The sequence below is a fragment of the Ferruginibacter sp. genome (assembly GCF_049840995.1).
GTDB lineage: Bacteria > Bacteroidota > Bacteroidia > Chitinophagales > Chitinophagaceae > Ferruginibacter.
The window spans coordinates 967,141-979,981 of record NZ_JASGIP010000004.1 but is presented as its reverse complement, the minus strand read 5'-3'; the positions used below and the strand labels follow the sequence as shown (position 1 = coordinate 979,981).

The window sequence follows — 12,841 nt, the reverse complement described above, 5'->3', positions numbered from 1 at the left end:
AAGGTTAATAGGGAAACACGATAGAATCCGAACAGCACCTAAATGCTATGCAGAGCAATCTAAATTAAAAGGCCATTGGGGCGAAGAATTGCATGCCATCGATTACCTGGTGTACAGTTATTTGCAGAAGGGAGATAACAGCGCTGCAAAAAAACAAGTGGACTACGTGGTGGATTCTATAAAAGCAGTGAGCGGGGTAATGAGTACCAATGCGTATGCAATGGCGGCTATCCCTGCCCGGTATGCGCTGGAAAATAAATTATGGAAAGATGCAGCCGCTGTTTCTTTACATCCGGCCATTGGTGATATGTGGAAGAAATTCGTGTGGCAAAAAGCCCTTGTTCATTTTGCAAGGTTGCTGGGCAATGCCAACACGGGTAATATTAAACTTGCAGAAGATGAATGGAAGGAACTGAATACGATATATGATACGTTAGTTGCCAGGAAAGATGCCTACAGCGCCAGCCAGGTATTGATACAAGTAAAAGCAGGTGCTGCCTCAATAGCATTTAATGATGGAAAAAAAGAGGATGCTTTAAAAACTATGCTGGAGGCGGTGGACCTGGAAAATAAAAACAGACAAGCAACTCGGTAACACCGGGAGAAGTGCTACCTGCTATGCAGCAGTATGCCGATATGCTGTTGCAGGTGAACAAGGTTGCAGCAGCGCTTACCGCTTATGAAGCAGACCTGAAAAAACATCCCAATCGTTTCAATAGTTTGTACGGTGCTGCCTTTTGCAGCAAAAAAACGGGCGACGAAATAAAAGCAGCCGGTTACTATCAACAATTAATTGCTATTTCCAATAGTAACTCCGACAGGCCTGAACTGGCATTGGCTAAAAAGAACCTGCAAGAAGCTACCGGTAAAGGAATTGTTTCGGCTCATAAATAGGTGCAGTTGCCTGAACAACTGCACCAGAAATTCCAGAGATATTAAAAACTAAAAAGTATACCTGATACCTAAACCGCCCCAGCCACCAACAAAACCACCATAATCGCCAAACTCAAAAGATGGCTGCCAATCCAATGAAAAGTTTACCGGGGCTTTGTGCAATTTATAATCGAGGCCAATCACACCGTCCACACCAACTGTAGTACCGCCGCCATATTTTGTACCGTAAAAACCCAGGTGAGCACCCGGACCGATGTACCATTTTAAACCATCGGCATTGGCGATCTCACTGTGTATCTCGTACAGGCCTGTAACACGGGCACCGTGGCTCCAGAAATAACCGATCAGCTCACCGGCATTTTTACTATCGAAGAAATGTTTGAACGAAATACCTCCGCCATCCCACACTTTTACACCTATGGCATTTTTATACGTAGCTGAATTGGCTGTTTTGTTTTGTGCCTGCACACCCGCAAGAAGTAATAATAATGATACGGAAAGAATGATCTTTTTCATAAATGTTTAAAAACTGTTTTTTGTTATAAAGTGTATTAGACGGTAAGACGGGCACAATAGTTGCAAGTAAAAATGGTATCTCAAAAAAACAGGGAGATATAATATCTCCCATGTTCAAGACCCCTGATAGACATCAGGCGTCAAAACCAAACTAAAACATAAATAAAAAATCTTTTTGGGCTATTCCTTTACAAATTGTTTTCGTTGCAGTACCCGTTTATCAGCCCCGCTCAGTACCAATTGATACACCCCGGCAGGTATGTTGCTGAGATTGATTTGCAACTGCAGGATACCCGTACCCGTTTTATATTGATATCTTTTTACCACGGCCCCGGCTGCATTTATGATTGTAAGCTCCACTTCTTTTTCAGCAACCTGGGCGGAGATATGGATCAGCTTACCTGCAGGCACCGGGTATACCAGTAAAGTAGTTTTGCCTGCGGCGCCATTTTTTACCAATACAATATCGGAGTAGCTATACAGTCCATTATTATCGATGATCTTTAAACGGTAATAACTGTTTGTATTTATAAAAAGATCTTTGAACTGGTACGCATGACCGTATTGCGGTGCAACCGTTGCAATGGTTTCCCATTGAAATGAACCATTATCAGCATCTGATCTTTCCAGTTCATATTTTTCGAGATTCAGTTCTTCTGCAGTAACCCACGATAATATATTAAAGCCATCCCCTGCCTGGCCCTGGAAGGAAACAAGCTTTACCGGTAATACCGTGTTCAAACAATTTTTACCCGACACAATGCTAATGGCGGCAGTTGAGAAAGAGCCGTTCACTCCCGTATTATTAGTGAGTACGCAGTTGGCCGGATCGATGTTAAATGTGAGGCTGCCGGTATTGCTGAAATTGCTGCTGTTACCTGCCAGTATCCCCTTTGAGCCTGGGTTATAAGGCGCATCGCCAATACGGATGGTACCCTGGTTAGTGAAAGTGCCCTGCGTATTAACTGCATAAGCATTGCTTTGCTGTAAATTGACATTTAAAACAGCACCTGCCTGGTTGATGAATGTTCCGCCGGCATTAATGGCGATCTTATCAACATTGGCAGCGCCCACGCTGTTAATTGTACCGCCATTCTGCACCGTGCCGCCGTTTTGTACATTGATACCATTTACATCTGTGCTACTACCCGCTGAAGTATTGAAACTGCCCTCTTCCACCACGATATTCATCACCACTGCCAAGCGGCCGTTGTTGGTAAAAGTTCCTGCAGCAATATTCGAGTTGCCTACATTTAAATTCTTGAGCGCCATGCTGCCATTATTGGTAATATAATCTCCGGCAGCTGTATAGGTTACATTATTGGCATTAATAGCTCCATTGTTAATAATGGCCCCGCCTTTGAGTGTAATATCCCCCGTGGTAATGGCAACGCCACCGGCAACCGTAACCACCGCTTTTATAACAAAAGTATTGGTGGCGGTAACGGGCACCGTTTCGGTAAATGTTACCGGTGCATCAAAAGTGATCTGCTCGCTGGGTGCAGGCAATGCACCCGACGACCAGTTGGCCGGATCGTTCCAGTTGCTGAGGGTTATTGACGCAGGGCCGATCCAGGTGGTTGCTGAAAAAGCAAAAAAAGGAACCAGTAAAAAAAAGAAGGAAAGTGTTTTTTTCATCATAAAATTTAGTGCTTGACGTAATAAATAATTACGCGTTGTTTCAAAAAAAAAAGATAAGGAATTCAACAGAAGGACATTTCGCAGGAACAGGCAAAGGATTGATTATAAATAAGACAGCGCAGGATTGAGTTAGGTTGCAGGGTTAAATAAAAATTAACAAAAACGGTAATGACTACACTAAAATTAGGGGGCTATATGTCTACCAAAAAAAGGGGTGATAAAGATCACCCCCGTGTTCCATTAAACTACTGGCATTGTAGCACTGGCACGTATGAGTAACTTATTGTATCAATTGTTTGTAACCAGCCATATTGCCCTACGGGATCCTGCCGTTTTTATTCTTACCAAAGGGCAACAATTGCAGCCTGTTTAAATAGACGTATGTAAGAACAATAGCGTTGCAAGGCGCAAAGGGAAAGCAAGTTTTAAAAAATGCCTTCCCTAATCTTATCTTTTGAGTCAATTCATAACTTATCATACTCCACCCTTCCCGGTCATTTAGTAACAGTTTCTTTGCTTTTAAATAACACTACAGCAAACATTTCGTAACACAGCAAAATTACTTTTGGATACAGCATTTGGTTAAACACGATACTTTTTGTTTGCCATTCAATACAGGTGCCGGGGCTTCTCAAGCTCCGGCCACTATTAAAATAATTGTTATGAGATGTACTGCAAGCCTGATGGCTTTTATCTGTTATTGCCTCATTCAAACCACTGCTGCCAGGGCGCAGACAAAAACCGAGAACATTGTTATTGTGACCCTGGATGGTATGCGCTGGGAAGAAGTGTTTGGCGGTGCTGATGCTGCTATTTTACTGGATAAAAGATTTACCAAAGACAGCAGCGGTATGAGCCATGATTTCTGGTCGGATACAGTGGGTGAAAGAAGAAAAAAATTATTCCCCTTTTTATGGAACACCGTTGCCGCCCAAGGTCAATTATATGGCAACCGATGGGCCGGTAATAAAGTAAATAATGCCAACCCTTACTGGTTCTCCTACCCCGGTTACAACGAAATATTCACCGGCTACCCTGATACTGCCGTGAACAGCAACGATAATATCTGGAATAAAAATACCAATGTACTGGAGTTTATTAACCAGCAAAAGAAATATGCCGGGCAGGTGGCTGCGTTCACTACCTGGGATGCTTTTCCGTATATACTCAATACCAAACGCAGCGGCCTGTATGTGAATGCAGATAAAGACAGTTTTAAATTTAAGAATGCTTCGCTACAGTTACTGAACGATATGCAGTTTATTGCGCCGCGGCCCATTGGTGTAAGGCCGGATGTGATCACTTATTTTGCTGCAAGGGAATACATGAAGGCTTACCAGCCGAGGGCCTTGTACATTGCCTTTGACGAAACAGATGATTTTGCACATGATGGCAATTACGACCAGTATTTAAAAGCGGCGCATGCCGAAGATGCGATGATCGCCGACATCTGGAATTATATACAATCAACGCCAAAATATAAAGACAAGACCACATTGATCATTACCTGCGACCATGGCCGTGGTGATGCAATAAAAGATAACTGGCAGCACCATGGCGCCAAGGTAGCAGATGCGGGGCAGATATGGATCGCTGCAATAGGGCCGGATACCAAAGCAATGGGAGAAATTAAAACAGCCGGGGTATTGTACCAGAAACAACTGGCCGCCACTTTTGCCCAATTGCTGGGTTTAACATTCACAGCCGATCACCCGGTTGCTGACCCGATAGAAAGCATTTACAAAAATTAAAAAATGGAAACGGTAAATATTCTGCAAACAGTAAATGAGATCATGTACCTGTACGAGTGTTATGGCAATAAAGATTATATAGGCGAACCTGTATCGCAACTGGAACACATGTGCCAGTGCGCACAACTGGCTGCAGCTGCCGGTGTGGATGATGAAGTGGTGCTGGCCGCCTTCTTTCATGATATAGGGCATTTATATGAATTTGCCTTTCCGGAAAAAGCGGTACAGCATATGGACATTATGGGCGTGGCAGATCATGAAAATTTAGGTGCTGTTTATTTATCGAGCAAAGGATTTTCTGAAAAAATTGCCAGGCTGGTACAAAGCCATGTACCTGCAAAAAGATACCTCACTTACAGTATCCCTGCTTATTATGAACAATTATCCGAGGCCAGTAAAAAAACTCTCGAATACCAGGGCGGAAGAATGACCCCACAGGAAGCGGCTGCCTTTGAAGCAGATGATCTTTTTGAATTGTTTGTATTGCTGCGCAGGTGCGATGACCAGGCCAAGCTGGTAGGCAAACCCCTGCCCGATCTTTTTCAATACAAGCAATTGATGATAGCACATTTATCACAAAACGAGAACAATAATAAACCCAAAGGAGTATGATAAAAATGGTGGTATTTGATATGGCAGGCACTACGGTGGATGAAGATAATATCGTTTATAAAACCCTGCACAAAGTGATCAACGGAGCCGGCTTTGCTGTTTCATTTGAACAGGTATTGGCAGATGGCGCAGGAAAAGAAAAGCTGACGGCGATAAAAGACATTATTAAAACCACGGGTAAAGATGCGGATGAAACAACCACCGCTGCCTTGTACGATCATTTTTTACAGGAGCTGGCATTTGCCTATCATGATTTTGAATTAAAGCCGCAGGATGGTGCAGCAGAAGTTTTTGAAGAACTGAGAAAAAGATCGGTGCAGGTGGTGTTGAATACCGGCTACAACAGGGAAACTGCTGTGGGCATTTTAGAAAGATTGAACTGGCAGGAAGGCAAAGAGTTTGATGAATTGATCACTGCTGCAGATGTTACGAATAACCGTCCGCACCCCGACATGATATTGTTAGCCATGCAGCGATCGGGTATTACTGATGCTAAAGAAGTGGCTAAAGTAGGTGATTCCATCATTGATATTGAAGAAGGAAAAAATGCAGGTTGTGGTTTAAGTATTGGTATCACTACCGGCGCACATACATATAAACAACTGGCATCTGCACAACCCAACAATATTATTCATCATTTGCAGGAACTGCTTGCATTAATATAACCCGCTATGCAGGTAACACTTTCCACCACCAGGCAAAAAAACAATACGGCGTCGCTTACACGATCTCCGTTGGTGGTGGTGATCTATATTTCGCTTTGTGCTTTTGTGATCTATACCTGCATGTATGGTTTCAGGAAACCTTATACCGCCGCTACTTACAGCAACAGCAGTTTTATGGGCATTTCTTACAAAGTATGCCTGGTGATAGCGCAGGTGCTGGGTTATATGTGCAGTAAATTTTATGGCATCAGGTTCATTGCCGAAATGCAGCCAACCAGGAGAGCGGCTTACATTCTTTATTGTATCGGCATTGCATGGGCATCACTGTTATTATTTGCAATAATTCCTGCACCATATAATATTGTTTGTCTTTTTATTAATGGTTTGCCTTTGGGAATGGTGTTTGGCTTGGTATTCGGTTACCTGGAAGGAAGACAAACCACCGAGATACTGGGCGCTGTGCTGGCCACCAGTTTTATTTTTGCTTCGGGCCTTGCAAAAACAGTAGGTAAATGGTTGCTGCTCGATTGGCAGATTTCCGAAACATGGATGCCTTTTACAGCAGGCGCCATCTTTGCAGTACCATTGATCGTTGCAGTATATTTATTACACCGCTCACCGGGACCAACGGAACAGGATATCGCTTTGCGCAGCATACGGAAACCCATGAGCCGAGATGAAAGAAAACAATTCTTAAAAACATTTGGCGCTTCACTTATCCCCATTGTATTATCTTATGCCATATTCACTATTGTAAGAGATTTTTGCGAAGATTTTTCCAATGAATTATGGATAGAAACAGGTTACCAGAACAATGCGGGCATTTTTACAAGGCTTAATACCATTATCTCATTGATCGTATTGGTGGTAATGGGCGCTTTTGTGATAGTAAAAAATAATTACCGTGCATTCAAAGGCAGCCATTACCTGGTATTGGCAGGCCTTGCATTTTCTGCCACAGCAACACTTTGTTTTAATATACACCTGCTGCCCACTTTTGCATGGATGCTTATTGCAACCACGGGACTCTATCTCGCTTATCTTCCTTTTAATTGCCTGTACTTTGAAAGGATGATCGCTACGTATAAGATCAATGGCAATTTTGGTTTTGTAATGTATATCGCCGATGCTTTCGGGTATCTTGGAACAGTAACGGTGCTGTTGATAAAAGAATTCATGCCGGTAAAATACAGCTGGACCGCCTTCTTTACTTTTCTTTTTTATACTTCTGCAATACTGGGTGTGCTCCTTATTGCCACCAGTTTAAATATACATTCAAAGCTATTTAAAAAAATATGGAACAAAAATCAGCCATCGTAATAGGCGCCGGTATTGTAGGACTGGCCACTGCAAGAGCTTTATCTTTAAAAGGATTCAGCGTAAAAGTATTTGAACGCAGCGAACAGTCCGTGGGTGCGTCTGTAAGAAATTTTGGTATGATATGGCCCATTGGTCAGCCAACCGGCGCTTTGTACCAGCGTGCCATGCGCAGCAGGCAGATATGGAAGGATATTGCAATAGAAGCAGGTTTCTGGTACGAACATTCAGGCAGCCTGCATGTTGCTTACAGCAAAGAAGAATGGCAGGTATTGCAGGAACTGGAAACTGAATTTAGAAAAGATTATAGAGAAGTCACTTTATTACCGGCTGATAAAATTGCAGCAGATTACGAGCATGTGAATACGCAGGATTTGCTGGGCGGTTTATTCAGCGCCGAAGAATTGCTGATCGATCCACGGGAAGCAATTGCAGCTTTGCCGGGTTACCTGCAGGAGAAATACCAGGTGAGTTTTTACTGGAACAAATGTGTTACTTATATCGCCGATCAAACAGTGTATATCGGTAATGAAGAAGAGCATGAAGCGGATATCATCTTTGTTTGCAGTGGCGCTGATTTTGAAACTTTGTATCCTGAAGAATTCCAGCGGCTACCGTTGACCAAATGCAAACTGCAGATGATGCGTACTGGGCCTTTATCACAGAACAACCGTATCAAAACAGCCATATGCGGTGGTTTATCTTTATTGCATTACAATAGTTTTAAAGCAGCCCCTTCCCTTGCGGCATTACAGCAGAAAATGATGGAAGAAAGAAAAGAATATTTAGATCATGGCATTCATGTGATGGCGGCACAAAATGGTAAGAAGAGAAATCACCATTGGCGATTCTCATGAATATGGTTTGAGCTTTGAGCCATTTGATAAAGCTGCTATCAACAAACTGATCACGGATTACTTAACAAGTTTTTTAAAGATAGATGTACATAATATTGCAGAAACATGGCATGGTATCTATCCAAAACTAACCAATGGCGATACAGAAATATTCCTTTCTCCCGACAGGGGCGTGTATATTCTGAATGGTGTGGGCGGCGCCGGCATGACCTTGTCTTTCGGCCTTGCAGAAGAGATCGTGGAGCAGGTGGCAGGCGATCAGCAAAAAGCAGGCTTGTCTTACGGGTATATGAAAGATTGAGTTTATGCAAAAAGCGTGTACCCCTTCTCGTTTATTTCAATAGTATCCGTTCTGTTTCTTTGGTCATCTTTTTAATGTTCAGCCGGATACTCTTCTGCGTTTTCTCATAATCGTTGATCATGGCGTATAATTCTGCTATGCGGTCATTATACTTTTGAAAGATCAGTTCCAGTTGAGAGAACTGTTGCTGCAATAATGCTGCTGCTTCAGGAGGATGCTCCTGTATCAAAAAATTTTTGGTTGCTGCTGCAAATTTATAATGCGCAGTTTTACTGATCGAGGGCATACTGGTGCTGGTGCTGTTGTATAACGATGAATAATGTTTGCCTTATGCTTTTTTCACTTCCATCCCTGCGGCCTGCAGCATCAGGTTGTGCAATTCGTAATTCTTAACAAAGTCGTTCAGCAGTTCTTTACCGGGGCCATACATACACAGCTCCACATGATCGGCGGAATGATCCATTGCTCCCCAGCCAATAGTGGTATAGGGTTTCTGCAACTGTGCCAGCAATTCAAAAGGCAGTTTATAAGGATTGTACAGGCCATCTCCATCCATCGCAGTATAATGCTTCATGATCTGTGCCGCTTCTTCCCTTTTAAAAACAATGCCCTGTGCCGATTCCACCAGGTCGATCACCTGTTGTTCTGTAAAATTCTTATTGATCGATTTCAATATCCATTCATTGGTGTGTTTAATATTTTGTACTTTATCAAACTCTGCATTCTCCCCATAAAAGCCCGGGTTCGAGTTACCGTGATCGGTAGTAATGATCACCAAGGTGTTTTTATCCTGTTCTGCAAATTCAATGGCCACTTTAATGGCATCATCAAATGCCACCTGGTCATACAAAATTGCAGGGCTGTCGTTGGAGTGTGCCGCCCAGTCTACCTTTCCGCCTTCTACCTGCATTACAAACCCGTTCTTGTTTTTATTGAGTTTGCTGATCGCTGTCCTGGTCATTTCAGCCAGCGTGGGCACAGCCTGCTGCAGTTGTTTATCCTGCTCCATGTCCAGCGTAAAGGGTAAACCATTCTCATAAAAAACACCCAGCACCGGTTTGTTACTGTTAATATCAAGCGACAGCATGTCCTGCCTGTCTCTTACAACCGTATACCCATTTTGTTCAAAAAGCACAAATACATCCTGCTTATCTTTTCTTTTACCGGCACTAAAGAACTCACTGCCGCCTCCCATCATTACATCAAACTTCAATGGCAGGTACTGCAGGGCAATTTCGCTTTGATCGCCCCTTGTATTGTTATTGATACAAAAGCCCGCCGGCGTGGCATGCGTAATGGGCACCGTGGTAACACAGCCCACCGATTTACCTGCTGCTTTAAATTTCTGTAAAATAGGTTTATGAAAAACACCCTTCATATCCACATTCAAGGCGCCGTTCTTTACCCTTACACCACCACCCCAGGCGCTGCTGGCTGCAGCAGAATCGGTAACAATTGAACTGGCTGATGCCGTATCCATCAATGCACGGGCCACTTTATTCTCGTGGTACAATTTCATCCAGGTGCTTTGCCTGCCATACTTACGCTCCAGCAAGATATTAGCCATGGTCAAAGTGCCGCTGCTCATACCATCGCTCACCATAAAAATGATATTCTTTGCCTGCTGTTTTAATGGCCCGTTCTTTTTATTGCTCTGTGCAAAACCTGTTACGGGTTGTAATAAATTAGTACCCAGTAGTGTAAGGCCCGAGTTGCGGAGGAAGTTTCTTCTTTGCATAATGGTAGTGGTGTTTTAAATAGATCGTTTTACAACAATTTAGTTTTCCAGGTACATGGCCCTTAATTTTTTGATGGATTTTTTTGAAAGCCCCATTTCAGACGCAAGGTATTTATCAATGCTGCCGTATTTTGCTTTAATGGTATCAAATGTAGCGGTAAGGTATTTTTCTTTTACCATCATCACATCATCCACCACATCTTCTTTAATATGGTAATTATTCACCAGCATTTTCCGCATTTGTTCATTGCCTGCCTGGCGGTAATAATTAGATGCCAGGTAATCCTGCATGATCGTTTTTTCATCCACACCCAGTGCATACAATATCAATGCAGCACTGATGCCGGTACGGTCTTTGCCAGCTGTGCAATGGAACAGCACAGCACTGTCCTCATTATTTTTTAAAAGTGTTGCAAACACCGGTTTGTAACGGTCCGTAAAAGATTGAATATTGGTATAAAAAGGCAGCATAATGCTGTCGCCGTTATTGGCCTTGCTCATCATTTCCATCATCTTCGAGCGGTCGCCGCCCACATTTTCGCTGCCAGCAGGTAAAGAGATACGGGTGGCGCCCACAGGTAATTTATCCATTGCCACGCTCACTTCTGCGGGGCCGCGAAAATCCATTACATAGCTGATATGCCTGGCCTGCAGGCTATCCAGGTCTGCTGCTGTAAGATTATTGATCTCCGCACTGCGGTAGATCTTTCCCCATTTTACATGTTTACCTTTGGCGGCGGTATAGCCACCGATATCCCGGAAGTTAAGGGCGCCTTTTAATTTTACCATTCTTTGTGAGCTGTCTGCAATTTGCGTATATGCGTCAGGTATAGTACTAATTAAAAAGAGGAATAAGAAAAAGGATCTCATCTGTTTGTGATTGTAGTTTATTAATTGAAATAAGAGGAAGAAAAATTCCTTCCTCTTATGATGTATAAAAGCCGGTACTTATTATTTGATCAGCCACATTTTAGCCATGATATCATCCGAACCACCAAACTGTGATGATAATGCCGCAGCATAGTTGGTATTGTTGTAGCTTATTTCCGACTGCGGGTATTGCCAGCGCAGCGGAATTTGTTTATTAGCCGTTCCAATACCATCGCCGCCCTGGCTAAAGGTTGGTATGCCTGTTCTGCGCCAGTTGTAATAACTTTCGTAACCGGAGTTCATAAAGAAGGCCACGTATTTCTGTGTCAATATCTGCGTTAAGCCATTGGCAGGTGTATAGAAAACATTGGCATTGGCTTTAAAAGTAGCAATGTCAACTGTTACAGTACCATAGCTGGTAGTTCCATCCACGCTGCTCATGTTCAATACTTTTCCTTGTGTTAAAGCATATACATCCATTGATGCATCGATGCCTTTGTTGTACCAGGTAGCAGGGTCCACACCGGTGATCCATCCACGGTAAGCCGCTTCTGCAATATTGAAACACAATTCAGGATATCCTAAAATAATATAAGGCTCTGCATTGGCACCGGTAGCAGATGACATATACCTGCTGTAGCTGAGGTTGGAGTATTTACCATCGGCAGAAAAGCTCGACATGATACCTTGCGATTTAGCATTGTCCTCTCCTACATAAGCAGTAAAATCAGCAGCGGTTTTACCACCAGCTATCTGCGCAGCCGCAGGAATGGTAAGTGCAAACACACGGGGATCTTTGTAAGCAGCCGTTACATTGTAAAAGGTCTGGCTTACGTTTTCGCAATTGTTGTAAGGTGCGTTGCCCGACCTGTTGGGTGGATACAGCGTAACAGTTGTGTATTTATAATTCAGGTTATCGCTGTTGGCGGTCATTACCGGGTATTTAACCGGATCGGCAATGATGGCAGCAAATTGCGCTTTGATGTTCAGGTCTGCATTATCATCTGCTCTTTTACTTAAGCTGATGAGTACACGCAGTTTATAAGTGTTCACCACTTTACGCCATTGCAGGTAAGTAAGGCCGTAGATATCGCCGGTGGCATCCACTTTATTATTGGCAGTAGACGCGGAATACAGGTTGCCCAGCATGGTATTGGCAGTATCCAGCAATGCAAGGCAGTTCTTGTATACGTCGTGTTGTTTATCGTATACCGGTGTAAGGTTATTTACATCACCGGCCTGGCTCATGGGAATATCGCCCAGGCGCTGGCTGGTCCAGATAAATGCATAAGCCCTGAAAAATTTACTCAGTGCAAAATACACGTTGGTGGTATTGCCATATTGTTTCTGCGCCTGTTCTTCCAGCTTGCTGCAATAGCGGATGATATCGTAGGTATGACCGCTGTTGGACCAGTTGTAGGAGTTGGAACCAAAATAATACGGGTAATTAGAAACAATGTTCTGGTTATACCTGTATACGGTAGAGATCACCGGTTCTTCTTCCCGCATCAGGTTAGCAGTAATGTTATTCAATATCAGTGATGCAGGAACGGTAGAAGTTTCTGCAGCCACGTTGGGATTGGAAAGCAGGTCGCCCTTTTGACAACCGCTGGCCGCTGTAACGATCAGCGCTAATCCCAGTAAATGATGTTTAATATTTTTCATGTTTTTATTTTTTA

The 12,841-nt window shown here is 43.2% G+C and carries 13 protein-coding genes and 1 pseudogene; 8 read left to right on the top strand and 6 right to left on the bottom strand.

The features are described 5' to 3' along the window. A pseudogene (locus tag QM738_RS14980) lies at positions 1-595 on the top strand (hypothetical protein); the annotation flags it as partial. Between the two features lie 23 nt (positions 596-618). After that, positions 619-894, top strand: a complete 276-nt coding sequence (locus QM738_RS14975; RefSeq protein ID WP_462277534.1) for a tetratricopeptide repeat protein — start codon at positions 619-621, stop codon at positions 892-894. A 48-nt stretch (positions 895-942) separates the two neighbouring features. On the opposite strand, the gene QM738_RS14970 is transcribed toward QM738_RS14975, so the two are convergent. Further along, positions 943-1,410 carry a hypothetical protein gene (locus tag QM738_RS14970; protein WP_462277533.1) on the bottom strand — a complete coding sequence of 156 codons (468 nt, stop codon included), beginning with the start codon at positions 1,408-1,410 and terminating at the stop codon, positions 943-945. A gap of 180 nt (positions 1,411-1,590) precedes the next feature. Continuing rightward, positions 1,591-3,051 (bottom strand): T9SS type A sorting domain-containing protein, encoded by a 1,461-nt coding sequence (locus tag QM738_RS14965; protein WP_462277532.1) that lies wholly within the window; start codon positions 3,049-3,051, stop codon positions 1,591-1,593. 662 nt (positions 3,052-3,713) lie between these two features. On the opposite strand from QM738_RS14965, the gene QM738_RS14960 reads away from it, so the two are divergent. From QM738_RS14960 to QM738_RS14935, 6 genes are read left to right on the top strand one after another with little or no spacing between them, the layout of a single operon-like run. Further along, positions 3,714-4,802 carry an alkaline phosphatase family protein gene (locus QM738_RS14960; RefSeq protein WP_462277531.1) on the top strand — a complete coding sequence of 363 codons (1,089 nt, stop codon included), beginning with the start codon at positions 3,714-3,716 and terminating at the stop codon, positions 4,800-4,802. Positions 4,803-4,805: 3 nt separating this feature from the next. Beyond that, entirely contained in the window at positions 4,806-5,414 is a 609-nt protein-coding gene (locus QM738_RS14955; RefSeq protein ID WP_462277530.1) for an HD domain-containing protein, read from the top strand. Further along, entirely contained in the window at positions 5,411-6,079 is a 669-nt protein-coding gene (locus QM738_RS14950) for a phosphonatase-like hydrolase (RefSeq protein WP_462277529.1), read from the top strand. Before QM738_RS14955 ends, QM738_RS14950 begins: the two co-directional genes overlap by 4 nt. A 6-nt stretch (positions 6,080-6,085) precedes the next feature. Beyond that, positions 6,086-7,399 carry a DUF5690 family protein gene (locus QM738_RS14945; RefSeq protein ID WP_462277528.1) on the top strand — a complete coding sequence of 438 codons (1,314 nt, stop codon included), beginning with the start codon at positions 6,086-6,088 and terminating at the stop codon, positions 7,397-7,399. Continuing rightward, positions 7,375-8,253 carry a TIGR03364 family FAD-dependent oxidoreductase gene (locus QM738_RS14940; RefSeq protein WP_462277527.1) on the top strand — a complete coding sequence of 293 codons (879 nt, stop codon included), beginning with the start codon at positions 7,375-7,377 and terminating at the stop codon, positions 8,251-8,253. Before QM738_RS14945 ends, QM738_RS14940 begins: the two co-directional genes overlap by 25 nt. Next, positions 8,216-8,554 (top strand): FAD-dependent oxidoreductase, encoded by a 339-nt coding sequence (locus tag QM738_RS14935; protein ID WP_462277526.1) that lies wholly within the window; start codon positions 8,216-8,218, stop codon positions 8,552-8,554. The genes QM738_RS14940 and QM738_RS14935 overlap by 38 nt, the downstream gene beginning before the upstream one ends. A 31-nt stretch (positions 8,555-8,585) precedes the next feature. Here the strand turns inward: QM738_RS14935 and QM738_RS14930 are convergent, their stop codons facing one another. From QM738_RS14930 to QM738_RS14915, 4 genes are all read right to left on the bottom strand, one after another. Further along, the gene (locus QM738_RS14930; RefSeq protein WP_462277525.1) at positions 8,586-8,840 is read right to left on the bottom strand and encodes a hypothetical protein; all 255 of its coding nucleotides are present in this window, start codon (positions 8,838-8,840) and stop codon (positions 8,586-8,588) included. A 42-nt stretch (positions 8,841-8,882) separates the two neighbouring features. Further along, positions 8,883-10,292 carry an alkaline phosphatase gene (locus tag QM738_RS14925; RefSeq protein ID WP_462277524.1) on the bottom strand — a complete coding sequence of 470 codons (1,410 nt, stop codon included), beginning with the start codon at positions 10,290-10,292 and terminating at the stop codon, positions 8,883-8,885. A 39-nt stretch (positions 10,293-10,331) separates the two neighbouring features. Then, complete coding sequence (locus QM738_RS14920) at positions 10,332-11,162, bottom strand: tyrosine-protein phosphatase (protein ID WP_462277523.1); 831 nt, start codon at positions 11,160-11,162, stop codon at positions 10,332-10,334. An 81-nt stretch (positions 11,163-11,243) separates the two neighbouring features. Then, the gene (locus QM738_RS14915) at positions 11,244-12,827 is read right to left on the bottom strand and encodes a SusD/RagB family nutrient-binding outer membrane lipoprotein (protein ID WP_462277522.1); all 1,584 of its coding nucleotides are present in this window, start codon (positions 12,825-12,827) and stop codon (positions 11,244-11,246) included. Between the last annotated feature and the right edge of the window lie 14 nt (positions 12,828-12,841).

Excerpts from the sequence above, each read along its gene's own strand:
- QM738_RS14975 (WP_462277534.1), top strand. The coding sequence starts at position 619 with ATGCAGCAGTATGCCGATATGCTGTTGCAGGTGAACAAGGTTGCAGCA.
- QM738_RS14970 (WP_462277533.1), bottom strand. The coding sequence starts at position 1,410 with ATGAAAAAGATCATTCTTTCCGTATCATTATTATTACTTCTTGCGGGT.
- QM738_RS14965 (WP_462277532.1), bottom strand. The coding sequence starts at position 3,051 with ATGATGAAAAAAACACTTTCCTTCTTTTTTTTACTGGTTCCTTTTTTT.
- QM738_RS14960 (WP_462277531.1), top strand. The coding sequence starts at position 3,714 with ATGAGATGTACTGCAAGCCTGATGGCTTTTATCTGTTATTGCCTCATT.
- QM738_RS14955 (WP_462277530.1), top strand. The coding sequence starts at position 4,806 with ATGGAAACGGTAAATATTCTGCAAACAGTAAATGAGATCATGTACCTG.
- QM738_RS14950 (WP_462277529.1), top strand. The coding sequence starts at position 5,411 with ATGATAAAAATGGTGGTATTTGATATGGCAGGCACTACGGTGGATGAA.
- QM738_RS14945 (WP_462277528.1), top strand. The coding sequence starts at position 6,086 with ATGCAGGTAACACTTTCCACCACCAGGCAAAAAAACAATACGGCGTCG.
- QM738_RS14940 (WP_462277527.1), top strand. The coding sequence starts at position 7,375 with ATGGAACAAAAATCAGCCATCGTAATAGGCGCCGGTATTGTAGGACTG.
- QM738_RS14935 (WP_462277526.1), top strand. The coding sequence starts at position 8,216 with ATGGTAAGAAGAGAAATCACCATTGGCGATTCTCATGAATATGGTTTG.
- QM738_RS14930 (WP_462277525.1), bottom strand. The coding sequence starts at position 8,840 with ATGCCCTCGATCAGTAAAACTGCGCATTATAAATTTGCAGCAGCAACC.
- QM738_RS14925 (WP_462277524.1), bottom strand. The coding sequence starts at position 10,292 with ATGCAAAGAAGAAACTTCCTCCGCAACTCGGGCCTTACACTACTGGGT.
- QM738_RS14920 (WP_462277523.1), bottom strand. The coding sequence starts at position 11,162 with ATGAGATCCTTTTTCTTATTCCTCTTTTTAATTAGTACTATACCTGAC.
- QM738_RS14915 (WP_462277522.1), bottom strand. The coding sequence starts at position 12,827 with ATGAAAAATATTAAACATCATTTACTGGGATTAGCGCTGATCGTTACA.